This is a genomic window from [Phormidium] sp. LEGE 05292 (genome assembly GCF_015207735.1).
GTDB lineage: Bacteria > Cyanobacteriota > Cyanobacteriia > Cyanobacteriales > Aerosakkonemataceae > Floridanema.
Genome location: NZ_JADEWG010000103.1, coordinates 1 through 24,038, shown reverse-complemented (window position 1 = coordinate 24,038; position 24,038 = coordinate 1). Strand labels below are relative to the sequence as shown.

Here is a 24,038-nt window from a genome sequence, read left to right as displayed (position 1 = left end):
TATAAGAGACAGCTTGTCCCCTGTCCCCACCGCTACTCATGTCGCCACAGTTTAATAGTGCGATCGTCGCTGCCAGAGGCTAAAATTTTGCCATCGGGACTAAAGGCGAGGGTGCGAACTTGAGCGGAATGACCGCTGAGGGTACGGAGTAGTTTGCCTTGCTCGACTTGCCAAATTTTGATGGTATTATCGCCACTATCGCAGGCTATAGTTTCGCCGTTGGGACTGTAGGCGATCGACCAAACGGAACCGGAACTACTGGTGAGAGTGTTGAGTAACTTTCCGCTGCTTAACTCCCAGATTTTAATGGTGTTATCGCCGCTGATACTGGCTAAAAGTTCGCCATCGGGACTGAGTGCGATCGCCCAAATTGAGCCAGAATGACCAGTAAGAGTATTGAGTAATCTGCCGCTGTTGAGATCCCAAATTTTAATTGTATTATCCCAACTTGCGCTAGCAATAGTTTTGCCATCTGGAGTAATGACGATCGATTCTACAAAGTCCGAATGTCCAGTTAAAGTAGTGAGTAATTTACCATTACTAACTTGCCACAATTTGATATTTCCGTCTCCACTACCACTAACCAAAACTTCACCATCAGGAGTAAAAGCTAGGGTAAAAATAGTTACAGAATGCCCCGTGAGAGTGCGAACTAAATTACCATTACCCAATTGCCACAATTTAATAGTGCAGTCAGCACTACCAGAAGCTAAAATCCTGCCATCTGGACTAATGGCTAAACAGGCAACTGTATCTGTGTGTGCGTTAATTGTAGAAATTAGCCTGCCATTACCTGATTTCCAAAGTTTAATAGTTTTATCAGCACTACCACTAACCAACATCAGTCCATTAGGGCTAAAAGTAAGACAAGCAACGGTATCTGAATGTTCTACTAAATTGTTCACACATCGCCAGTTACGGATCGGGATTGTTGGTGTAAAATTAGGCGGTGGAACAGTTTTTCTCCAACCTTCAGTGTACAATTCTTTAAGTACTTCTGTTGCTGATTGATAGCGTTTTTTCAGTGAATCTTTGAGCAGTTTATCTAATACTTGATAAAGCTGATCGCTAATATTTGAACCCAAACGCCGCAAATAATCTCGCCATACCCAACCGCCTTCTATAGGATTATAAAGTTCATCAAGAGTAGCTTGGGTTAATAGTTGAATGCAGACAATACCTAAACTATAAAGGTCGCTAGCGGGATAGATTCTGCCACCGCGCAACTGTTCTAAAGGTGCATATCCTTCGGTAGCGGGATTAAACCGAATTGAACATAATTTGTTATCAATTAATTGTCGGGAAATGCCAAAATCGATTAAGATGTGTTTGCGATCGCTCTTTCTCTTAATAATATTCGTCAGTTTAATATCTCGATGTATTGCATGACGATTATGTACAAATTGCAACACAGGTAAAACATCATGCAACAATTCCCGAATTTGTTGTTCATTGTAAGCACCCTGTTCTTGCAATTGTTGTGATAAATCTTGCCCTTCGATATATTGATGAACCAAATACAGGCATTTATCTTCTTCAAAATAAGCATAGAGCGAAGGAACTTGAGGATGTTGTTCCCCCAATTGTAGTAACTGTCGCGCCTCCTGTTCAAACATTTGGGTTGTTTTCGCCATTGCCGAGTTATTGTTTTGAATTTGCGGTAATGGCAAAAATTGCTTGATGACACACGGAGAGTTTAACCTGTCTGTATCTTCAGCGAAAAAGCTCCGGCTAAAAGCCCCTTCACCAATTGGGCGAATGGCTCTGTAGCGTTTTCTCAGAAACAATTGCGCCCCACAAGTGGGACAAGTCTTTGCTTCATCGCGGTTTTGGGGCTTTTTACAGAAAGGGTTGAGGCAATAGCTCATACCTGATAAGAATTAAGCGGCTTGAAATAATAGTAATGCTTATAGAGCAAAACTGGATGTGCGATCGCACATCCAGGCACACCTCATATATTATCTGGTTAAATAATGCAAATGAACGCGGACATTACCCAATTGCACAGATGGGAGTTGAGTTGGGTATTTGGCAAGGGCAATATCAATATCAAAATATGGAGTTGCCTTGGTTACTCATGTGGGATTTAGATGACAATCTATTATTAACAGGTGCGGAAGGCGCAAATTTTGAACGGCAAAGAGCAAATGAGAGAGTTAGGCATCGCTCCAGAGGTATAATTTTTCTACGGCAATACCGATAAAAAAAGGTGTGAACACCGATCCTGCTAAGTGCATTAACCTTTCTACAATACTTGTAGACGAAAAAGTGAGTATAGTTAAATAGGGGATTAAAGAAGAATGCAACCAAATAATCCTAATCAATTTACAGAAAAAGCTTGGGAAGCGTTGGCGCGTACCCCAGATATTGTAAAAACAACTGGGCAGCAATATATTGAAAGTGAACATTTGATGAAATCGCTGCTGGAACAAGAAGGTTTAGTTTCCAGTATTTTGAATAAAGCTGGGATAAACGTACAGCGAGTTAGAGATTACACTGATGATTTTATCCGCCGTCAACCGAAGGTTTCTGGTGGTAGTTCGGTTTATTGGAGTCGCAGTGTTGATACTCTGTTAGATAGAGCAGATAATTATCGGAAAGAGTTTCAAGATGAATTCATTTCGATCGAACATTTGCTCTTAGCTTTTGCTCAAGACGATCGTTTTGGCAAAGGATTATTCCAAGAATTTAAACTAGACGAAGCTAAACTGAAAAATACGATCGCACAAGTCCGAGGAAGTCAAAAAGTGACCGATCAAAACCCTGAAGGTAAATATCAATCATTAGAAAAATACGGTCGTGACCTCACAGACCTAGCAAGAACAGGTAAACTAGACCCAGTAATTGGACGTGATGATGAAATTCGCCGGACAATTCAAATCCTTTCCCGTCGTACTAAGAATAACCCGGTTTTAATTGGTGAACCTGGGGTAGGAAAAACCGCAATTGTAGAAGGTTTAGCACAACGAATTGTCAGCGGAGATGTTCCCCAATCTTTGCAAGATCGGAAATTAATTGGTCTAGATATGGGAGCATTAATTGCTGGTGCTAAATATCGGGGTGAATTTGAAGAACGTCTAAAAGCAGTATTAAAAGAAGTTACCGATTCTCAAGGTAATATTATTCTGTTTATTGACGAAATTCACACCGTTGTTGGTGCTGGTGCGACTCAAGGTGCAATGGATGCAGGTAACTTACTAAAACCAATGTTGGCGAGAGGTGAGTTGCGTTGTATCGGTGCGACAACTTTGGATGAATATCGCAAATATATCGAAAAAGATGCGGCATTAGAACGACGTTTCCAACAAGTTTATGTCGATCAACCAAGTGTTGAAGATACTATTTCGATTCTCCGAGGTTTGAAGGAACGTTACGAAGTTCATCACGGGGTAAAAATTTCTGATAGTGCTTTAGTGGCGGCGGCGACACTTTCTACTCGGTATATTAGCGATCGCTTTTTACCGGATAAGGCGATCGACTTAGTAGATGAAGCTGCGGCAAGATTGAAGATGGAAATTACATCTAAACCGGAAGAACTTGATGAAGTCGATCGCAAAATCTTACAACTAGAAATGGAAAGATTGTCATTGCAAAAAGAAAGCAATGCAGCTTCGAGAGAAAGGTTGGAAAGATTAGAAAAAGAACTCGCAGATCTCAAAGAAGAACAAAGCACATTAAATGCTCAATGGCAATCTGAGAAAGATATTATTGTTGAGATTCAGGGGATTAAGGAAGCGATCGATAAAGTTAACTTAGAAGTTCAACAAGCAGAACGGAATTACGACCTAAACCGCGCTGCTGAGTTGAAATACGGTAAACTAATCGAACTGCAACACAAATTAGAAGCAGCAGAAACCAGACTTGCACAAACTCAAAAGAGTGGAAAATCACTCTTGCGCGAAGAAGTCACCGAAGCTGATATCGCAGAAATTATTTCCAAATGGACAGGAATTCCTATCAGTAAACTAGTGGAATCTGAAATGGAAAAACTGCTACATTTAGAAGATGAATTGCACAAACGAGTAGTCGGACAAGATGAAGCAGTAACAGCTGTTGCTGATGCAATTCTCCGTTCTCGCGCAGGTTTAGCAGATCCAAATCGTCCTACTGCTAGCTTTATTTTCCTCGGTCCCACTGGCGTTGGTAAAACCGAATTAGCGAAAGCTTTAGCAGCATATTTGTTCGATACCGAAGAAGCTTTGGTGCGAATTGATATGTCTGAATACATGGAGAAACACGCCGTTTCTCGTTTAATTGGTGCGCCTCCAGGATACGTTGGATATGACGAAGGTGGACAATTAACCGAAGCAATTCGTCGTCGTCCTTATGCAGTAATCTTGTTTGATGAAATCGAAAAAGCTCATCCAGATGTATTCAATGTTATGTTGCAAATTTTGGATGATGGACGAGTTACAGATGCTCAAGGTCATACAGTAGACTTCAAGAATACTGTAATTATCATGACTAGTAACATCGGTTCGCAGTACATTTTAGATATTGCTGGCGATGATTCCCGTTATGATGAAATGCGGTCAAGAGTCATGGAAGCAATGCGAAACAATTTCCGTCCAGAGTTCCTTAATCGCATTGATGAAATGATCATCTTCCACGGTTTGAATAAACAAGAATTAAGGAAGATTGTGCAGTTGCAAGTGCTAAGGTTGGGGCGACGGTTGAGCGATCGTAAAATGGCTCTCAAACTCTCCGATTCTGCATTAGATTTCTTAGCAGATGTAGGATACGATCCTGTTTATGGCGCACGTCCGTTAAAGAGAGCAATTCAAAGAGAGTTAGAAACTCAAATTGCCAAAGCAATTTTGCGTGGTGAATTTACTGATGGCGATACCATCTTTGTTGATGTGGAAAATGAACGTTTGGCGTTTAAGCGTTTACCGCAAGAATTGTTGACAGTTAAATCTAGCTAATTTTTAGCTGCTACAATAATACTGTAGAAATTTCCCCACCCGAACAAGAGAGTTCGGGTGGGTTTATAGATAAGGAGTATTGAAATGGTTGAAAATAACAAATCTTATAAAGGGCTTTTTATTTCAGATATTGATTGGACAAATAATGCCCGTATCAACTGCTTTCAGGGCTTTGATGTGTTGGCTGAGGGATACCAAAATGGCGCAGATATTCTTGTGAACCACGTTATTGAAAACGGTACAGGGCAAGATACTCTTGTTTATCCAATTGTCTTTCTGTATCGGCAGCATCTGGAACTTCGTTTTAAAGAAATTATTCGTGAAGGATGGTTGTTATTAAATGAAGGACAAGACTTTCCCACAACACATGATTTGCAAATATTATGGGGGCAAGTAAAGAAAGTTATTGAAAAGCTTTTGCCGGACGACGAAGAAACACAAGAAGAAGGTCTTATTGAGCATATAGTTAATGAATTTAGCACTCTTGATCGACAATCAATGTCATTCCGATATCCTGAAGACAAAAAGGGAAATAATCCCCTGGCGGGCTTACAATATATAAATATCAGGCACTTATCTGAGATGCTTCAAGAAGCTTATAACTTTCTCTATGGTGTTAGTGCTTTTATTGCTCATTATAGGAGTTTGGCATCAGAGTACTCATCAGATTGCTGCTATGAATAGTTATGGAAGCCTCATAGCCGTCGATTAAAACTGTTTTATGACTAAAAAAACCTAGCTATAGTAAGCTTGCTCATGTTTTTGGGCATTCTATCCATAGGTAGATATCAAAAGCCAAGAGTACATTATGGATAGACCTTACATTAGTTTTGTGGAACCCTCTCAAGGGCGTGATGAAGCTTTAGTCTTCTTAAATGGATGGCGGACGAAATACATTCAAAATCAAGATATTTGGTGTACCTCGATTAGAAAAGCAGGATGGAAAGGCTCTATCTACCAGTTATGGTGGGACAGTGGAACCGATGAATATCCCCCTACACCTATCCATTGGGAAATAATTAGAGGAAGGTCTAAAACCATAGCAAAACATTATTTAACTGGCTTACTAAGATCCATTCCTGAACAAAAAATATCTCTAATTGCTCACTCTCTTGGCGCTCGGATAATTCACTATGGACTTGAAGTTCCACCAAATACTTACTCAAAGGAGGTCAATAATGTTATCCTTCTCGGTGGTGCTGCAAGAACTATAAAATGGGATGATCTTGTTTTTAGTATTAGCGGTAAGCTGATTAATTTCTATAATTGTAATGATGAAGTCTTAAACTATTGGTTTAGATGGGGAGGAGCATACAAATACAGTCCATGCGGAATTCACCCCATTGACTCTCTTCATTCAAGAGTTAAAAATTGCGATCTTACTGCTTTAATGAATACACATAAACACGATTTAGAGCGATATCTGTGGGCTTTTTCAAAAAAGATCAGATGACTTGCTATAATTTTTTCTGCACCTCAGCGCCCTTTTAGCTAGCCTAATTGTATATGACTCAATTTTAGAGGAGATTTGGCAATGGATAAGTTAGAGCATTATCGCAATTCTATTCAAACAATTCTCACCAAGTATGGTAGTACAAAACCTCAAAATAATGAAGTTGAAAACGAGTTAATTTTCGATACAATTCACGATCATTATCAATGGATGCGAGTAGGTTGGAAGGGTTTACATCGGGTTTATCATAGCGTGATTCATTTTGATATTCGAGATGGTAAAATCTGGATTCAACAGAATATGACGGAAGATGATTTAGCACAAGAATTAGTGGAAATGGGAGTAGCGAAGGAGGATATTGTGCTAGGATTACATCCACCTTATAAGCGTCCTTATACTGGGTATGGAGTTGCTTAGAAGCGAATTGCAATGTAAAAAATACTGCATTTTTACCATGAAAGAAGAGTACGATTTCTCCCAATCTGTAAAAAACCCATATATTAAAAAGCTCAACAAGCAAAAAACTATGCTTCAGAAATATATAGAAAGATTTGCTAAGTTTACTAAGCGTTTTCGTGATGCTTCTCAGCCGAAGTGATGTGAAGTTAGAAAAGTGAATAGCACACCCCCTAAGCAATTCTATACCCAGTATAAGATACTGTTCTACTCTTTCCATTAGCTTATTTTATCATCTACACCGGAGTCATTTAATAGAATGCTTCGGGTGTTAATTGAGACAATGCTACAAACAAAAGGTGAGACAGTTTAAAAAAGCGATCGCCAACAAACTAAAAGCTCTACGTCAATTATCGCTAAATTACTTGACGATCGCTTGATTCGTAAATACAATGTAATTACTCTAACTGTAAAAGTAACCTAATTATGGGCGCAGCAATTAGAACTCGAATTGTTAAAATCGGCAATTCTCAAGGGATTAGAATTCCCAAACCTCTGTTAGAACAAAGCGGTATCGATCTTGATAAAGAAGTGGAAATTGAGGTGGAAGGCGATCGCTTAATTGTGCGTGTTGCGCCAAAAATACGGGTAGGATGGGATGAAGCTTTTGCAGCAATGGCAGAACAAAAAGATGATATTTTGCTAGATGATGTGAGTACTACAAATTGGGATCGAGTTGAATGGGAATGGTAGTCAACCGTTTTGATGTTTTCCTGGTAAATCTCGATCCTACAGTTGGTAGCGAAATTCAGAAAACTCGACCTTGTGTAGTGATTTCACCTGATGAGATGAACCGCAATATTTCTACTGTAATTGTTGCGCCAATGACTACGAAAGGTCAAGCATATCCCACAAGAATAGCTTGTCAATTTCAGGGAAAAGATGGGCAAATTGTTCTCGATCGAATCCGTACAGTAGACAAAGCTCGATTAGTAAAACTGCTTGGTCAAATTAACACTGATGAGCAAAGAGCAGTTCTTGATACATTGGCTGAGATGTTTTCTGAATAATATAAAAAATCAAGTCTTTTGTTGCTTCTTTTTCATGAGCGATCGCACACCCAATTTCCCTATTGGGTAAAACAAGGATGAGCGATTGATATCAAATTCAGGTAACTATAGATACTCAACTGCAAAGAATATCATAATCTAGGAGTTTGTTGTGAGGACTTTATTCCTCATCCTTGATAAAAGTTTTTGGTACTTGGATTAAAAGCGTAATTACTCGCACAAACATAAAAGAAGCTAAAGCTAACCATAAAAGATGATTACTTTGAGTATGCCAAGCAATTACAGCTATGGGAGAAAATCCAATTAATGTGGCAATCAAGGCAGCATTGCGAAGAATTGCCCCAGATGTTAAACCCAAAAAGTAGCCGTCTAAAATGAAGGCAAGAGAACCCAAACCTAAAATAGGGAATAACCACCAAACGTAACCATCTATTAGCTGAATTATTTCGTCATGATTAGTTAACAATCCAAACATAGCATTGGGAAAGATGATAAAGATTAAAGCCAAAGTAATACCTGTTGCTAAACTGGTAGAACACGCAATTTTTAGTAATACAATTAGTTGTTGGTAAGCTTTTTGTCCAAAAAATATTCCGGCTAAACTTTCTGTCGCAAATGCTAATCCATCAATTACATAAATCGCTAGAGTAACTACTTGGAGAAGTAGGGCATTTTCTGCTAATATATCTGTGCTAAACACAGCACTTAGGTTGGTGAAAATAGCAAAGGCGGAAAGAAAGGCGAAGGTACGAACGAAGATGTTACCATTAAGAGTTACCGCCGCTTTTATGGCGTTGGTATCGAGGATTTTTCCGAAAAGAAATTGCACTTCTTGCCACTTTGTTTCTGTAGCAACTAAAATCATTCCTGTGATTAACATTAGATACTGACCGATCGTAGTTGCCATACCTGCGCCAGCACTTTCCCAACCTAAACGGACGATAAATAGATAATCAAAAAGTACATTTACTCCATTTCCAATGATGGACATTAATAACACTTTGCCGCTTTGTTCTCTGCCCAAAAACCAACCAATTACAACAAAATTCAGTAAGGTAGCTGGTGCTGCCCAAATCCTTGTTTCGTAGTAGTCTATGCCAGAACTTTCTACTTCTTTGGCACCACTTAAAATCGCAAATCCTAGCTGTTCTACGGGATATTGTAACAGCAGAATTAATAGCCCCATTCCTAAAGCTAGTAAACCATTACGTAACCCGACTAATATTACCGTTTCTTTATCATCTCTTCCTACCGCTTGAGCAGTCATTCCAGTCGTACCCATGCGTAAAAATCCCAAAGTGCGGTAAATGTAATTAAACAAAATTGTGGAAAGGGTAACTCCTGTAAGGTGGCGAATTTCTGTTAAATGCCCTAAAAAAGCAACGCTCAATAATCCAGAAAGAGGCACCATCAAATTGGAAAGAATGTTGATCGCAGCGAGGCGAAAAAAGCGCCGCAGAATTTCGGGCAAGTTAATAGTTATTGGAGATGCACTCTCTAGTTGTTCGAGTGTATTAAGCTCAAACTTTTCACTTCCTTCTAGAGGTGGTTTTGCAGAATTAACCATGTTTCTAATTGACGAAGCATTTTGATTATGGTTCATTCTATCTTAATTAGGAATTTATCGCATTTTGATATTCTGGCTACATTACAAAGCCTACCGGGAATACAAATTCCCTTGTAAGTTTACTACAAACATTTACCGATCGCTATTTTCTCATGTTTTTCTACACCTGAGTTGGCTGCACTCATACGCCTGGAATTTGGCTATATTTAAAAATTCAATTTATAATGAAAGTTAATTATTTTTTTTTGAAAGGAAGTCAAGATGCGTATCGATCAAATTTTACTTAGCTATTCGTTGGAAATTTTTGACGGGTTAGAAGATTTGTTTTATGAGGTCAATGAATTTTTGCGATCGCTAGTTATCCAAGTAGAAGAAGAATTAGAATTAAGTCAAGAAATCAAACAAACTTTAAATAACGAAATTAAGGAAAAAGAAAATGATTTAAAGGAATTAGAAGAAGAAATAATTTTTTGTAATGAGCAAGTAATAATGTTAAATAAAGATTTAATTGACTGCGAAGCAAAAATAGCAAATTTAACAAAACAAGGAAGCTTAGATGAACAAGATTTAAATTTAACTTGCGTGAATCTGCGAGCTTTTCAACAGGATAATGAAAATCAGCCAATGCTAAGAAAAACTTGGATTGAGCCTGAATTAATGACTCAAATGAGAATTCAATCACAAGCAATTAGGAATCATGCGAAAATGATTAGACATCAATCTGTCGAAATTCGCCGGAATATAAACTATTTAAAAAAAGAGTTGTTTTAGCCCACAAGTGACACATCTTTGTTAACACAGTTTGACCAAAGCTAGACAGGGATAAAAGCTTCAAAGTAAAGTCATGCACATCAGAAACATTTGACTATTGTATCTATGGTGAGAATTTTAAGCTATAATCGAAAATTAAAATTCAAATATAATTCAAAAATTGCATGACAGTTCAAACTCAACGCACTTTAAGCACAAAATTAATCGTTGCTTATAAAGGTTGCATAGTATTAGTTCTGGCAATCATTAGCATTCTGTCTTTTTTTAGTTGGAAAAATTACGATCGACTAGCAATACTTGCTCAAGATTATCTAGTTGATGGAGAGTTCACTTTAAGTGATTGGTTTCTCAACACCGTGTTGGATATAGCCCCCGATGGGTTGCGGAAAATTGCGCGAGTAGCTGGGATTTACGCAATAGTTATGGGAATGGCGACGATCGGGTTTTGGTACGGTAAGAAATGGGCAAATATATTAATGTTGCTTATGGTTTCCTTACCACTACCTACGGAAATTTTAAACTGCTGGCATCATTTTTCTGGAAAACATTTAGTGATTCTCTTGCTTAACATTATAGTGGTAATGTTATTACTGAAAAAAGTACTGACACCAGCAGCAGAATCGGTTTCAAAATTGCAAGAATCGATTTAAAATTTAGAAATTCAAAAAATTGGGGAGATGGCAATGCAGCAATGGTTAAGGATTGATAAAATCCGAGGGTACTACGTAGCAATTATCCTAGTAATATTCAGTGCGATTCTGACAATTTTACTACACCCAACATTGCTGTCAGCAGTAACAGCAAACTTGCCTCCTTCCCAATATTCCTCCACAATTAAAGCTCCATTTAATCAACCCAGTTATTATCCTATTACCGCAGAAGTACCCGCTAATTACCGACCTGTAAGTGATTGGGTAGGACGGCTAATTCTGCCTTCTAAAGAGCAATATCAGGAATTTGTCAAAACAGACCAAGAAACAGATTGGGCATGGTTCCAGGTCGAAGTTGCCCCCGCTAACGAGAAAAATTTAATCGGTAAAACTGTGCGTTTGGCATGGATTAAAGAACCCCTGGTGCAAGCTTACGTAAACAAAGCTTCCCGTGATACTCGATTTCCCGCATCTGTGCAACAGTCTTACGAAAATGGAGTAATTCATCCGATGCGCTTGGATAATCGCGTCCGCGTCGGCCCATTACAATCATTAGCAGGGGCTCATCCTATAGATGATGTCACAGTAATTTTGCCTGGAAAAGTTGTGGTGGAAACAGCTACAAACGAAAGTAATTCAACTACAATTTTGCGAATTAATCGAGAACCATTTCAAGAAACTGGCAGATTTTATGGGTTAGTAAAATTCTTGGGATTAGTGCCACAAAAACCCCAAGATTTGCCGCAACTTTGTCCGGGAAAACCGCCTTGTGCCAGCGATTTAATGCGGGTGCAACACTACAATATGCAAACTCATAAATTTGATGGTGCAATAGAAATTGTTCGTATTCCTCAACAACCGCCAGATAATTTGGGAATCTTTAATATGACTACTCGCGGCCTTGATAAATCGCCAGCAGGTAAAGCGGGTTGGTATATTTACGGCGCGAAAGATCGAGAGGGAATTTTTACAGTACAAGCAATGCAACCGCGATCGCTAATTGAAGTCAAACCCCAAGAAACAATTAGCGGATTTAATCAAGGTTTAAAATTTATTAATTTCCAAAATTGGCAAGACGTAGAAAAAAAGAAAGGCACAATTGAAAGTATACTTTTAACAGGTAAAACTGACGGCACATATAAAGATTGGAAAATTGGCGATCGAGCTTTAGTAATGCACCTTTATGGTGGAAGAGGTGGTACACATCCCCATGCAGAAAGATTTGTTTTGGGCACTTACGCAGGTCACTTTTCTTTTGGGATAGCTGAAGTCGTCCGCGATATTTTTACCAACGAACCTATTTTTAAAATTGACTACCTGCAAGTTTTTGGTAATAGCGGAGATGGTACTTTATCTGGCGGTCAAACTTGGGCACATTACATGGGCAATATGCGCCGAGGATTCATGGGAACTCGCCCGGTTTCAGATGTGTTAATTAAGCTAGATACTTTGACAAAAGAATACGATTTTGGTGGAAGGAAATTTTCTTTTTTTAATGAACTACTTAGCGAATTAAGTTTAGTTGGTGCCCGTTATCGGATCGGTGATGGTACAGGAAATTCTACCATTACTTCTGCGACTTCTTGTGTCCAAGATTCGGCACAAGCAATATTTCTCACCTTGTCTCGCTTTCAAAAAAAGATAGAAAACAATCCCCAAATTGTGCAATGGATGAAAGATCACCCAAACGATCCAAACACAAAACGGTTTGAGGATTTGGTGAAATTAGCCAAAGATTTAGCCAAACAACTTACGCCAATGGGTGTAGTGCGTTGGGATTGGCAATGGAATGCTAACGTGCTTACTGGTGTTTATTATGAGCAAAAGTTTATTAGTATTGATAACTTTAAACCCAGGAATTTACTAACTGGATTAATTAGTTGGAGAACTGCCCTTCCTCGTCAAGCAAACGATGAATTTTCCATGTTATTTCTAAATAATGATGCTCAATTATGGTTTGTAAGACCTAATCAAATCGGAGGTAACGATCCGAATATTGCACCATTAGAACCAACTTTATTATTAGGTGCGTGGAAACTGCCCTTTACTAATATTCCGATATTTTCTTATTTGGTAATTCGGACTTTTGGCGGGGTAACAATTCCTTCTTGGTTAGATTGGCTGAAAACTTTAGGTATTTTATTGGGATTTGGTGCGATCGCAATTCCCATTGGTTTTACCAAAAACTTTCTTTCCTGGCAACCGTTAGCTACTCCCTGGTATCAACAATTAGGCACAACAATCAAACTGCTATTTGTTCCCGCTTTAGTGCAAGAATACATATTTCGTGTTTTATTATTGCCTTATCCTAAAGATTGGTTTTCACCTTTAATCTGGTGGAGTTGGGGATTTTTAGCATTAGGGATTTATGTGGGATATCATTTGATTTTGGCAAAATGGTTTGGACGATCGACTTTTGCCAATCCCGTCTTTTTGTTGTTGGTAACTCTCTTAGGTTTAGCTTGCACAATTAATTATTACTTGATTGGGTCCCTGTGGACAATTACTTTTATGCACTGGGTAGCGGTGACAGCTTGGTGGTTGTTTTTCGGGGGGAAAGTGCGATCGAACTTGCCAAAAACAGCAAAACAAACAAATTAATTGTCCTGAAAATGGGTTGATTCTCGGTATATTGAAGAAGGATATTGAAATTTCTCAAACCTTCTCAGATTTGTATTCCCCAGATCCTATTTTCCTTGGAAGCTCTCTATGCTAAAAGTTGTAGTGGGTCACAGTAACGATCCAGATTCTGAATTGGCGATCGCAGAAGTTTTACAGCAATGTCGGGATTCTCTGGAAAACCGTGTTCCCAAAGCCGGAATTTTACTGGCAGCGATCGATTTTGACCATTCGCTAATCTTGGAACAGATCTTCTCAGTTTTTCCAGATTTAGAACTGATTGGAGGCACCACCGATGGTGAAATTTCCTCAATTTTAGACTTTCAGCAAGATTCCCTGATTTTAATGCTGTTTTGTTCCGATAGTCTGGAAATTCGGGCTGGGATTGGCTTAAATGTTTCGGCAGATCCGGTGATTGCAGCCAAACAAGCGGTTGAAACAGCCAAAACTGCCTTAGCAAGTGCGCCGCGATTATGTATCACGATTCCAGAGAGTTTAACCGTTAGTGGTGTTTCTCTCATGGAAGGACTAAAGCAGACTTTAGGCGTTGAAGTTCCCATTTTTGGGGGATTGGCTGCCGATCAATGGCGTTTTCAGCAAACTCACCAGTTTTATCAGAATCAGGTTTTGAGTGATGCAGTACCGATTCTGTTATTGGCTGGGGAGTTTAATTATGCTCATGGAGCAGCTAGTGGCTGGTATCCCATCGGTCAAAAAGGAAGAGTAACTAAAGTTGAACAGAATGTTGTTTATGAAATTGACAATCAGCCAGCTTTGAAATTTTATCACCGATCGCTCGGTGGAATTCCGCCCTCTATGGAATATCCTTTAGCTGTATTTGAACAGGAAATTATGGCGGATGGACAGCACTTTTATATGCGGTCTCCCACAGGTGTTTACGATCCTGAATCTGGCAGTATTACATTTTTTGGCGATGTTCCCTTAAATGCCATTGTCCAGGTAACGGAAACCTCCCCAGAGCAAATTTTAGAGGCTTCGCAGTTGTCGATGCAGCAAGCTTTAAATCAATATCCAGGTCAGGAGCCCGCCGCCGCCTTATTTTTTTCCTGTGCTGGTCGCAGACAAATTTTAGGAACGCGCACCCAGGAGGAATATCAACAAGTTAAAGCCTGTTTACCCTATTCTTTGACAAGTTGTGGATTTTATACCAATGGTGAAATTGCGCCTTTAAAACTAGATGGAGAAACCTGCTTTCATAATGAAACTTTTATTACGCTGTTGTTAGGCGATCGATAAATTGTGCCAAACAAGCGAACCTTGAGAAGGCAGTCAAAGTGAGCGATCGTTCACCACTTTTAAGTCAGGTGGCAGAAGTGAATCCCCTAAATGAATTGAGGAGATTTAACCAAGACACTGTATTGCACGCGAAAAGTGCATCTTGAAATATCTCTTTTTTGTAGTTTATAAATAAAAGTAGGGGCTGAAAATATCAAGTTTAGCAAACAGGAGAAACGTCTCTGTTCCGCCTATCAATAGGCAACTGGCACATTTAAAAAGTACGTTAATGGCGCTGTCTTCGCCTTTCTTTAGCGAAGACAGCGCCACAACGTACCTTGCTTTAAGTGTTGTGACACTTGCGTAAGTTCTCAAAGGGAAAAACCTTTAACCGAGCAGTATTGCCCTATCTCCTATTTTCTTACCTGGAATATTTATTTCCTGTTTCCGGTTCTCTTCCCCTGTTAATGTAATTGGTGCCCAACTCTAAAACAAGTTATGAATGAAACAGAAACCCTAGAAGCTTTACAGAAAACCAACCGAGTTCTCAAAAAACAACTAGAGCGATCTATTTCTGACCGTCAGCGATTAGAAGTAGCGAATCGACAACGGGAAGCACTGCTTAAGGACAGTATTCGAGCCCTAGAAGAGTCAAAAGCTGAATTGGAGCAAGAAATTTGCGATCGCCAGTTAGCCGAAGCCAAGCTAGAGGAGATCCTGAAACAAGCTGAATATCAATCGGCATTGCTACGAAACGTAATTGATAGTAGCCCGGACTGGATTTTTGTTAAAGATTGTCAGTTTCGTTATATTTTAGCTAATGATAGTTTTGCCAATTCTATCAGTAAATCCTTGACAGAAATTCTGGGTAAAACTGATGCCGAGTTAGGCTTTTCTGAAGCAGAAGTTGCGAGTTTCCAAACCAATGAAGCCCAGGTTTTACGAGGGAAAAATATTTATATTGCTTGTGAATCTGTCACTCCAGTTCAAGGCTTTTTAACTTGGATAGAAACTCAAAAAATTCCCTTGCGTGAATGCCAGGGAGATATATTTGGAATTTTGGGAATTTGCCGCAATATTACCCAACGGAAACAAGCAGAAGCCGCTCTCAAGCAGAGTGAAGACCGATTTGATGTTTTTATGAAGCATTGTCCTGCTGCTTGGATTACCGATAGTCAGGGATTAATTCTCTACACTAATGAAACCTATCCAAAAACCTTTCAACTTCCCACTCGTGATTTAGTAGGTAAAACAGTTTTTGATATTTTCCCTGAAGAAATTGCTCACCAATTTGTAGCTAATATTCGCCAAGTTGTGCAAAGCAATCAAGTTGTAGAAACCATTGAGCAAGCAATAGGTTCAGATGGTTCATTACATTATTTTTTAGTTTATAAATTTGCCATTCCTGGTAATTTTGAACATCCTTTAGTAGGAGGAGTTGCCCTCGATATTACCGATCGCAAACACGCCGAAGAAGCTTTACGGCTAAGTATGGAACAGTTCCAATTTTTAGCCAACTCTATGCCGCAAATTATTTGGACAGCGGACTCTGATGGTAGCGTCGATTACTACAATCAACAAATGTATGATTACAGTGGGATGACTTTTGAGCAACTTCAAGGCTGGGGATGGAAAAAGATTATTCATCCAGAGGAATTACAAACCTTTGTGCTTCATTGGAAAGAAGCGATCGCAACAGGACAAATGTTGCAAATAGAATGTCGTCTCAAGCGTGCTGATGGAGCATTTCGCTGGCATTTAGCAAGGGGTTTAGCAATGCGAGATGAACAGGGAAATGTGGTGCAATTGATTGTGACGGTGACAGATATTGACGATCATAAAAAAGCTGAAGCAGAACTTCGAGAAAGCCGCGCGATCGCACAACAACAAGCCAAACAGTTAGAAGCAGCGATGCACGAATTAACTCGCACTCAAGCGCAAATTGTACACAGTGAAAAAATGTCGAGTTTAGGACAGCTTGTAGCTGGGGTAGCACATGAAATTAATAACCCAGTTAATTTTATTTCCGGTAATTTGTTTCATGCTCGCGAATATACTCAAGATTTACTTAAGCTGATCGATTTATACCAAAAACATTATCCTCATTCAGTTGCAGAAATTCAAGAAATTGCTCAAGAAATAGATTTAGAGTATTTGCTTGATGATTTACCTAAATTATTGAATTCGATGCAAGTGGGAGCAGAAAGAATAGAGAATATTGTGCGATCGTTGCGTAATTTCTCCCGCATGGATGAATCCGAAATCAAAGCAGTTGATATCCATGAAGGAATAGATAGTACCTTGATGATCTTGCAAAATCGTCTCAAAGATAACCCGGAACACCCAGCTATTGAAATTACTAAAAATTACCAATCTTTACCCTTAATTGAATGTTACGCCGGACAACTTAACCAAGTCTTTATGAATATCCTAACCAATGCAATTGATGCCTTGGAGGAACGAGACGAAAACCGCAGTTTTCAGGAGATTAAAGCGGCTCCAAGTAAAATTATTATTACCACAGAAGCCTTATCTTCTCAACAAGTCAGAATTCGGATCGCTGATAATGGCCCCGGCATTTCCCAAACAGTTTTACAGCGTTTATTCGATCCTTTCTTTACCACAAAACCAATAGGTAAAGGGACAGGATTAGGAATGTCGATTAGCTATCAAATTATCAAAGAAAAACATCAGGGAGCTTTGTATTGTAATTCTCAACTGGGGAAAGGTGCAGAGTTTGTGATTGAAATTCCTCTCCATCAAAAATATTAAATAACCTATGTTCGGGAATGAATTGGAAAAGCAAAGTAGGGACACGGCATAATTAAGATTATTTGTTTTTCCCATTATCTCTCCATCGCCGTGTCCCTACTTAGTCCATCAGAAATCCCAGTCCCGTAGGACAGGCATCTTGCCTGTCATCCTCAGTCTTATCCCCTCCTCCAAACTAAACTTTTTGAAAAACAACCGAAAGATTATTTGCAGGCATAGAAACAGTTTCCCGCCATTGCAAATTTTGCATTTTTGCAGCAGCAATTACATCATCTAAATTACGCACTCCCCATTCCGCATTATGATTGTTTAACATTTCATCAAATGCCGCATTACTCGGCGCTGTATGTTGCCCATTTTGTTTAAAAGGGCCATATAAACAAAGGATGCCATTTTGGGGAAGAATACGTCCTGCACCTGCCATTAATCCCAAACAAGCTGACCAAGGTGCAATATGAATCATGTTAATACTAACTATGGCAGTAATGTCAGCAAGATATTGATTTTCCGGTTGATTTTCAACTTCCAAAGGCCAAATATTAGCACAAACATCTAATAAAATTGGCGGATAAATGTTATCTGATGGCGAATACTCCAGCCAAGCAGAAATGCTAGAAAGTGATAGATAATTAATATCTGTAGGCAACCATTTGAGCCCTGAAAGACGAGGCGCAAAAAAGACGGCGTGTTCACCAGTACCACTAGCTATTTCTAAAATTGTACCAGTGCTGGGTAAAATTCGTTGTAAAACTTCTAAAATTGGCTCTCGGTTGCGCTGAGTCGCTGGAGCAAATTGTCGTTCATCGTTCATTTTTAAAAGATTCTAACAGGGCGAGTTTTTAGGAGATTAGACAGGTAAAATTATATGGCGATCGATATCTTATGATTTGTCAAATGGAAAAATCTCCTATAGAGCGGTTGATTTTAATTGTGGAGGATAATCCCGATCATGCCAGTCTAATCACTAATGCACTCACGGAAAATTCAACACACTACCGAATTGTCACGATCGCAGATGCTACACAAGCAAGCGATTTTCTCCATCATCGCGGGGAATACGCCGATGCTCCCCGTCCAGACCTAATTCTATTAGATTTGCATTTGCCCGGAAAAGATGGCAAGGAAATTTTAGCAGAAATTAAAGCCGATCCCCAACTGCATCGCATTCCTATTGTTGTATTAACTATTTCTCTGAGTGAAGAAGATATTTTTGGTATCTATGCACTCCAAGGCAATTGTTATGTGATTAAATCTGAGGATTTACAACATTTAACTCAAACAGTTAAGCGCATTGAAGAGTTTTGGTTAAGAATTGTTACGCTACCATTAGAGTAGTGACTTACAAAATTAACTTTTTTCTTTAAAAAATATTGCTAATTGCTGAGTAGAAATAAAATTTTGCATTACTTTGGCAGCTAAAAATTAAATAACTATATATTGGGAAAAATTCTACTTTATTTAAGAATTGGATTTAGCCACTGAGTAATTTTCTGCGGTATGCTGCGACTAGAGGTAGAATTTGCCGAGCCAGAAATTTTCAACTAGGAGAACAGGTAAATTCGCCAATTATTTATTGTTAACCAAAGACAAAAAAATAGCGAAGAAGTTTCACACAACGGGAGTAATTATTTGTAATATCTGCTGAAGCTAAGACAGAAATAGATTGTCTACTCTAGTTTGTAGAGGGTAATTATGGCAGCGATGAATTTAGAGACGCAAGAGATTAATTTAACTAGTTTAAAACAACCGCAAATCCATACATTGACTCAAATTCAACCGCACGGAGTCTTGTTGGTATTGCAAGAACCAGACTTAACAGTTTTGCAAGTGAGCACTAATTGTTATGCGGCATTTGGAATGCCAGCAGAACAGGTATTGGGTAAGAGTTTGGAAGATATTTTAGATACTTTCCAAATCGAACAGTTTAAGGCAGGATTAGCTCAAGAAAATCTCGATATCATCAACCCGACGAAGGTTTGGGTAAGAAGAAAAGGGGATGATTACTTAGTTTTTGATGCGATATTTCATCGCAGTTCGGATGGATTTTTGGTTTTAGAATTAGAACCAGCATTAACTCAAGAAAATATCCCATTTTTGAGTTTTTACCATCTAGCTAAAGCTTCCATTGGACAGTTGGAAGCTACCACAAATTTGCAAGATTTCTGCCAGATTATTGTTCGGGAAGTACGAAATGTCACGGGATGCGATCGCGTGATGTTGTACAAATTTGATGAAGACGGACATGGCGAAGTTGTTGCTGAAGAAAAACTGGCTGAAATGGAGCCATATCTAGGCTTACATTATCCAGAATCGGATATTCCGCAACCAGCAAGAAAAATGTTTCTGTCTAACTGGATTCGGGTAATTCCCAATTCCCATGCAGAACCAGTAGAACTTTATCCCAGCAATAACCCAATTACAAATCAACCGATCGATCTGACTCTTTCCATTCTCCGCAGTCCTTATTCCTGTCATTTGGAATATTTGCACAACATGGGAGTTGGCGCATCCCTGACAATCTCCTTAATGAAAGATCAGAAACTTTGGGGATTGATTGCTTGTCACCACCGCACCCCGAAATATATTCCTTACGAATTGCGGAAAGCTTGCGAATTTTTAGGAAGAGTAATTTTTGCAGAAATTTCCACCCGTGAAGAAGAAGCAGATTACAATTACCGGATGAAATTGTCGCAAGTTCAATCAATGTTGATTGAATATATGTCTCAGTCAGATAACTTTATCTCTGGGTTAGTCAATCATCAGACAAACTTGCTAGATTTAGCAGATGCCAAAGGTGCCGCAATTTGTTTTAATGGACATTGGACAAGCATTGGACGCACACCACCGGAAACAGAGTTAAATTACTTGGTGCAATGGTTAGGAAAAACGGTAGAAGAAGAAGTATTTTATACTGATTCTTTGCCTTTGAGTTATTCTGATGCTGAAAGATTCAAAGATATTGCTAGCGGGTTGTTAGCGATTCCAATTTCTAAGCGCAGTTACGTTTTGTGGTTCCGTCCTGAAGTTTTACAAACAGTAAATTGGGGAGGAGATCCCAATAACGCTTACGAAGTTAAAGAAACAGAAAATAATCTCAGGTTATGTCCGCGCAAATCCTTTGAATTGTGGAAAGAAACGGTACGGCTGAAATCTTTGCCTTGGAAAGCAGTAGAAGTAAAAGCAGCACTGGAATTACGAAAAGCGATCGTAAACATCGTATTACGCCAAGCTGAAGAATTAGCTTTACTCGCGCAAGATTTGGAACGTTCCAACGCCGAATTAAAGAAATTTGCTTATGTCGCTTCCCACGACTTGCAAGAACCACTGAATCAAGTGGCAAATTATGTGCAGTTGTTGGAAATGCGGTACAACGAAGAATTAGATCAAGATGGCAAAGAATTCATTGACTTTGCTGTGGAAGGCGTGAGCTTAATGCAAACTCTCATTGATGATGTATTAGCTTACTCCAAAGTTGACCTCAAAGGAATTGAATGGGAATTAACTGATGTAGAATCAGCATTAGATCGAGCATTAAGTAATTTGCGCGGCAGAATTGGCGAAACTAATGCAACAATTACTTTCGATCAGATGCCGACAATTGTGGCAGATGGAACTCAATTAATGCAATTATTCCAAAACTTAATTGGGAATGCGATTAAGTTCCAGAAAATAGATGAACCGCCACAAATTCATATTGGGGTGCAACGGCAAGAAGACGATTGGTTGTTTAGAGTTAAAGATAATGGAATTGGCATCGATCCGCAATTTAGCGATCGCATCTTCGTCATTTTCCAACGTTTGCACACCCGCGATGAATATCCCGGCTCCGGCATGGGATTAGCAATTTGTAAAAAAATAGTAGAATGCCATCGGGGACGGATTTGGGTCGAATCCGAACTAGGCAAAGGCGCAACCTTCTGCTTTACAATTCCTGTAGGAGGACGTGATTCTGCTAAAGCAATCCTTCGCGAACGCAATCATGCCAACGGAAACAGGTTACAAAAGAATCTTTTTGATCGAAGATAATCGCGGCGATATCCGGCTGATCCAAGAAGCATTGAAAAGCACTGCTGCTCAGTGCGAAGTGATTGTAGCTAGGGATGGCATGGAAGCAATGGCTTATCTCCGACAGGATGGGGAATTTGCGGGTGCAACTCTTCCCGATCTCATCCTGTTGGATCTAAATTTGCCAAAAAAAGATGGACGGGAAGTGTTAGCAGAAATTAAAGCCGATCCATCGCTGAAACACATTCCCGTAATCGTCTTATCTACTTCGCGCAATGAGGAGGATATTTCTAAAAGTTACGATTTGCACGTTAATTGCTATATCTCCAAATCGCGAAATCTCAGTGAACTGTTTAAAATTGTCCGGGGGATTGAGGAATTTTGGCTGGAAACTGCAATACTACCTTCGGAAAGAAAGTAGGCAAATCTTGCGTGAATATCTTATTGATTGAGGATAACCTGGCAGAAGCAAGGCTGTTACAGGAAGTCTTGAAAGGCGCAATTATCAGTCGATTTAACTTAGCCCATGTCAAACGTTTGGGGGATGCAATTGCATCCCTAAAAACCGAAAGTTTTGATGTGGTGCTGCTCGATTTGACTTTACCAGATAGTGAGGGGCTGGCTTCTTTAGACTCATTAATTCAGCACGCTCCTAGTTTGCCAGTAGTCGTATTAACTAATACTAATGATGACGAATTGGCGCTCGAATCAGTGCGTCATGGGGCGCAAGATTATTTGGTGAAACGACATATAAATCAAGATATTTTGGTGCGTTCTTTACGGTATGCGATCGAACGCAAACAAGCAGCCGAAGCCCTACGAGAAGCCAACGAAATTCTCGAACATCGGGTACAAGAACGTACCGCTGCTTTAGCAATGGCTAACGAATTGTTGCGCCAAGAAATTGAATGGCGACAAAGAATTCAATCACGCTTAGAACTAGCCCAACAAGCGGGAAAAATTGTTTCTTTTGAATGGATAATTCAAACTAATGACATTATTTGGACAGCAGAATTAGAAGCTCTTTATGGTTTAGCACCGGGCAGTTTTGATGGACAATATGAAGGTTGGATGCAAAGTATACATCCAGACGATCGACCTAAAGTTGAACAGGAACTTTGGCAAGCAGTAAAAAAAGGACAGGGATTAGATACAGAGTTTCGCATTGTCTGTCCTCCAGAAGGCAGAAGGCAGAAGGCAGAAGGCAGAAGGGAAGGACAATCTTTATTATTAGATGAAGCCTCTAGTCCGCTGACTGCTAGCTGTAGAGTTGCCGGAGAAATTCGCTGGATTGCTGTTAAGAGTAGCTTATTTTGTGACCAAACAGGACAAGCTGTGCGGATGATTGGTATCCAGATGGATATTACCGAAAAGAAACAGCTAGAAGCGCAATTTTTACGCGCCCAACGTTTGGAAAGTTTGGGAACACTTGCCAGCGGCATTGCTCACGACTTAAATAATATTTTGACTCCAATTTTGGCAGTGGTACAGCTATTACCACTGAAACTGCCAAACTTAAATGATAATACTCAACAATTACTAAAAACTCTAGAATCTAGCGCCCAACGAGGAGCAGATTTAATAAAGCAAATTTTATCTTTTGCTCGTGGCGTAGAAGGAAAACGAATTAATTTACAAATTCATCATTTATTGTTTGAAATACAGCAAATAATTCAACAAACTTTACCAAAATCAATTGATATTCACAGCAATATTCCTGCTAATCTCTGGACAATTTATGGTGATACCACACAACTGCATCAAGTGTTTATGAATCTCTGCGTTAATGCCCGTGATGCTATGCCTAATGGTGGTAATTTGCAAATAATTGCTCAAAATTTCTTGGTGGATGAACAGTATGCCAGAATGCACTTAGATGCTAAAGTTGGGGCTTATGTGGTAGTGAATGTTTCCGACACAGGAATGGGCATCCCTCCAGAAATTCTCCATCGGGTTTTCGATCCATTTTTTACTACAAAAGAAGTTGGTAAAGGTACAGGATTAGGACTTTCGGCAGTGCTAGGAATTGTCAAAAGTCACGGTGGATTTATTGATGTACAAAGTGAAGTGAATAAAGGCAGTGTATTTAAGGTGTATTTGCCTGCGATCGAATCACTTACACACGAAACAGATGATAATTTAGAATTATTGACTGGTCAACAAGAATTGATTTTAATTGTTGATGATGAAGTTGCTATTACTGAAATTATTAAAACTACATTAGAAACTTATAATTATCGAGTTTTAACCGCGAGTGATGGTATTGAGGCGATCGCTCTTTACGCTGAATATAAAAATGAAATTGCTGGCGTATTAATGGATATTATGATGCCCACAATGGATGGTACAAATATTATTCCCTTATTACGCCGACTTAATCCAAATGTATACGTAGTCGCAATGAGTGGACTAAATTCTACAGAAGTAGTTTCTCAAGTTCAAAAGTTAGGTTTTCAAGGCTTTTTATCTAAACCATTCACCACAAAAGAACTACTCTGGGCACTGTGTAAGGGACTGGGGACTAGGGACTAGGGACTGGGAAGAAGGAAGAGGTGGGGAGGTGGGGACGTAGGG

At 39.3% G+C, this 24,038-nt stretch carries 18 protein-coding genes and 1 pseudogene; 16 read left to right on the top strand and 3 right to left on the bottom strand.

The window, feature by feature from the left end; all coding sequences use genetic code 11:
- Positions 1–32 precede the first annotated feature (32 nt).
- Entirely contained in the window at positions 33–1,868 is a 1,836-nt protein-coding gene (locus IQ264_RS22990; RefSeq protein WP_193983249.1) for a serine/threonine-protein kinase, read from the bottom strand.
- Positions 1,869–1,975: 107 nt separating this feature from the next.
- Here IQ264_RS22990 and IQ264_RS22985 point away from each other — a divergent pair.
- The 7 genes and pseudogenes from IQ264_RS22985 to IQ264_RS22955 form a co-directional block, all read left to right on the top strand.
- Positions 1,976–2,203: pseudogene (locus IQ264_RS22985) on the top strand (Uma2 family endonuclease); the annotation flags it as partial.
- A 97-nt stretch (positions 2,204–2,300) separates the two neighbouring features.
- The gene (gene clpB, locus IQ264_RS22980; RefSeq protein ID WP_193983248.1) at positions 2,301–4,925 is read left to right on the top strand and encodes an ATP-dependent chaperone ClpB; all 2,625 of its coding nucleotides are present in this window, start codon (positions 2,301–2,303) and stop codon (positions 4,923–4,925) included.
- An 84-nt stretch (positions 4,926–5,009) separates the two neighbouring features.
- Positions 5,010–5,609: a HEPN domain-containing protein gene (locus IQ264_RS22975; RefSeq protein ID WP_193983247.1), complete on the top strand. Its 600-nt coding sequence runs from the start codon at positions 5,010–5,012 to the stop codon at positions 5,607–5,609.
- A gap of 124 nt (positions 5,610–5,733) precedes the next feature.
- Complete coding sequence (locus IQ264_RS22970) at positions 5,734–6,378, top strand: DUF726 domain-containing protein (RefSeq protein WP_193983246.1); 645 nt, start codon at positions 5,734–5,736, stop codon at positions 6,376–6,378.
- An 81-nt stretch (positions 6,379–6,459) separates the two neighbouring features.
- Positions 6,460–6,795: a XisI protein gene (locus IQ264_RS22965; RefSeq protein ID WP_193983245.1), complete on the top strand. Its 336-nt coding sequence runs from the start codon at positions 6,460–6,462 to the stop codon at positions 6,793–6,795.
- 465 nt (positions 6,796–7,260) lie between these two features.
- The gene (locus IQ264_RS22960) at positions 7,261–7,527 is read left to right on the top strand and encodes an AbrB/MazE/SpoVT family DNA-binding domain-containing protein (protein WP_193983244.1); all 267 of its coding nucleotides are present in this window, start codon (positions 7,261–7,263) and stop codon (positions 7,525–7,527) included.
- Complete coding sequence (locus IQ264_RS22955) at positions 7,515–7,844, top strand: type II toxin-antitoxin system PemK/MazF family toxin (protein WP_193983241.1); 330 nt, start codon at positions 7,515–7,517, stop codon at positions 7,842–7,844. The genes IQ264_RS22960 and IQ264_RS22955 overlap by 13 nt, the downstream gene beginning before the upstream one ends.
- 160 nt (positions 7,845–8,004) lie before the next feature.
- Here the strand turns inward: IQ264_RS22955 and gntT are convergent, their stop codons facing one another.
- Complete coding sequence (gene gntT, locus IQ264_RS22950) at positions 8,005–9,447, bottom strand: guanitoxin biosynthesis MATE family efflux transporter GntT (RefSeq protein WP_228061749.1); 1,443 nt, start codon at positions 9,445–9,447, stop codon at positions 8,005–8,007.
- A gap of 225 nt (positions 9,448–9,672) precedes the next feature.
- Between gntT and IQ264_RS22945 the strand changes: the two genes are divergently transcribed.
- From IQ264_RS22945 to IQ264_RS22925, 5 genes are all read left to right on the top strand, one after another.
- Positions 9,673–10,182, top strand: a complete 510-nt coding sequence (locus tag IQ264_RS22945) for a hypothetical protein (RefSeq protein ID WP_193983239.1) — start codon at positions 9,673–9,675, stop codon at positions 10,180–10,182.
- Between the two features lie 164 nt (positions 10,183–10,346).
- The gene (locus IQ264_RS22940; RefSeq protein WP_193983237.1) at positions 10,347–10,832 is read left to right on the top strand and encodes a DUF2127 domain-containing protein; all 486 of its coding nucleotides are present in this window, start codon (positions 10,347–10,349) and stop codon (positions 10,830–10,832) included.
- 33 nt (positions 10,833–10,865) lie between these two features.
- Positions 10,866–13,433: a type II CAAX prenyl endopeptidase Rce1 family protein gene (locus IQ264_RS22935; RefSeq protein ID WP_193983235.1), complete on the top strand. Its 2,568-nt coding sequence runs from the start codon at positions 10,866–10,868 to the stop codon at positions 13,431–13,433.
- Between the two features lie 108 nt (positions 13,434–13,541).
- Positions 13,542–14,708, top strand: coding sequence for an FIST signal transduction protein (locus IQ264_RS22930; RefSeq protein WP_193983233.1), 1,167 nt, complete (start codon positions 13,542–13,544; stop codon positions 14,706–14,708).
- A gap of 477 nt (positions 14,709–15,185) precedes the next feature.
- The gene (locus tag IQ264_RS22925) at positions 15,186–17,459 is read left to right on the top strand and encodes a PAS domain S-box protein (protein ID WP_193983231.1); all 2,274 of its coding nucleotides are present in this window, start codon (positions 15,186–15,188) and stop codon (positions 17,457–17,459) included.
- Positions 17,460–17,634: 175 nt separating this feature from the next.
- On the opposite strand, the gene IQ264_RS22920 is transcribed toward IQ264_RS22925, so the two are convergent.
- A complete protein-coding gene (locus IQ264_RS22920) occupies positions 17,635–18,270 on the bottom strand; it encodes a DUF938 domain-containing protein (RefSeq protein ID WP_193983229.1) in 636 nt (211 codons plus the stop codon).
- Between the two features lie 83 nt (positions 18,271–18,353).
- On the opposite strand from IQ264_RS22920, the gene IQ264_RS22915 reads away from it, so the two are divergent.
- The 4 genes from IQ264_RS22915 (at position 18,354) to IQ264_RS22900 (ending at position 23,996) form a co-directional block, all read left to right on the top strand.
- On the top strand, positions 18,354–18,794 hold the full coding sequence (locus IQ264_RS22915; RefSeq protein WP_193983227.1) for a response regulator: 441 nt from the start codon (positions 18,354–18,356) through the stop codon (positions 18,792–18,794).
- A gap of 357 nt (positions 18,795–19,151) precedes the next feature.
- Positions 19,152–21,485, top strand: a complete 2,334-nt coding sequence (locus tag IQ264_RS22910) for a sensor histidine kinase (protein ID WP_193983225.1) — start codon at positions 19,152–19,154, stop codon at positions 21,483–21,485.
- Positions 21,439–21,885 (top strand): response regulator, encoded by a 447-nt coding sequence (locus IQ264_RS22905; RefSeq protein ID WP_193983223.1) that lies wholly within the window; start codon positions 21,439–21,441, stop codon positions 21,883–21,885. Before IQ264_RS22910 ends, IQ264_RS22905 begins: the two co-directional genes overlap by 47 nt.
- Before the next feature lie 11 nt (positions 21,886–21,896).
- The gene (locus tag IQ264_RS22900; RefSeq protein ID WP_193983220.1) at positions 21,897–23,996 is read left to right on the top strand and encodes a response regulator; all 2,100 of its coding nucleotides are present in this window, start codon (positions 21,897–21,899) and stop codon (positions 23,994–23,996) included.
- The last annotated feature ends 42 nt before the right edge of the window (positions 23,997–24,038 follow it).

What these genes read in the sequence shown, in the direction of transcription:
- IQ264_RS22930 (WP_193983233.1), top strand. Translation starts at nt 13,542, where the DNA reads ATGCTAAAAGTTGTAGTGGGTCACAGTAACGATCCAGATTCTGAATTG.
- IQ264_RS22970 (WP_193983246.1), top strand. Translation starts at nt 5,734, where the DNA reads ATGGATAGACCTTACATTAGTTTTGTGGAACCCTCTCAAGGGCGTGAT.
- clpB (WP_193983248.1), top strand. Translation starts at nt 2,301, where the DNA reads ATGCAACCAAATAATCCTAATCAATTTACAGAAAAAGCTTGGGAAGCG.
- IQ264_RS22910 (WP_193983225.1), top strand. Translation starts at nt 19,152, where the DNA reads ATGGCAGCGATGAATTTAGAGACGCAAGAGATTAATTTAACTAGTTTA.
- IQ264_RS22965 (WP_193983245.1), top strand. Translation starts at nt 6,460, where the DNA reads ATGGATAAGTTAGAGCATTATCGCAATTCTATTCAAACAATTCTCACC.
- IQ264_RS22915 (WP_193983227.1), top strand. Translation starts at nt 18,354, where the DNA reads ATGGAAAAATCTCCTATAGAGCGGTTGATTTTAATTGTGGAGGATAAT.
- IQ264_RS22905 (WP_193983223.1), top strand. Translation starts at nt 21,439, where the DNA reads ATGCCAACGGAAACAGGTTACAAAAGAATCTTTTTGATCGAAGATAAT.
- IQ264_RS22960 (WP_193983244.1), top strand. Translation starts at nt 7,261, where the DNA reads ATGGGCGCAGCAATTAGAACTCGAATTGTTAAAATCGGCAATTCTCAA.
- IQ264_RS22920 (WP_193983229.1), bottom strand. Translation starts at nt 18,270, where the DNA reads ATGAACGATGAACGACAATTTGCTCCAGCGACTCAGCGCAACCGAGAG.
- IQ264_RS22935 (WP_193983235.1), top strand. Translation starts at nt 10,866, where the DNA reads ATGCAGCAATGGTTAAGGATTGATAAAATCCGAGGGTACTACGTAGCA.
- IQ264_RS22955 (WP_193983241.1), top strand. Translation starts at nt 7,515, where the DNA reads ATGGGAATGGTAGTCAACCGTTTTGATGTTTTCCTGGTAAATCTCGAT.
- IQ264_RS22990 (WP_193983249.1), bottom strand. Translation starts at nt 1,868, where the DNA reads ATGAGCTATTGCCTCAACCCTTTCTGTAAAAAGCCCCAAAACCGCGAT.
- gntT (WP_228061749.1), bottom strand. Translation starts at nt 9,447, where the DNA reads ATGAACCATAATCAAAATGCTTCGTCAATTAGAAACATGGTTAATTCT.
- IQ264_RS22925 (WP_193983231.1), top strand. Translation starts at nt 15,186, where the DNA reads ATGAATGAAACAGAAACCCTAGAAGCTTTACAGAAAACCAACCGAGTT.
- IQ264_RS22975 (WP_193983247.1), top strand. Translation starts at nt 5,010, where the DNA reads ATGGTTGAAAATAACAAATCTTATAAAGGGCTTTTTATTTCAGATATT.
- IQ264_RS22945 (WP_193983239.1), top strand. Translation starts at nt 9,673, where the DNA reads ATGCGTATCGATCAAATTTTACTTAGCTATTCGTTGGAAATTTTTGAC.
- IQ264_RS22940 (WP_193983237.1), top strand. Translation starts at nt 10,347, where the DNA reads ATGACAGTTCAAACTCAACGCACTTTAAGCACAAAATTAATCGTTGCT.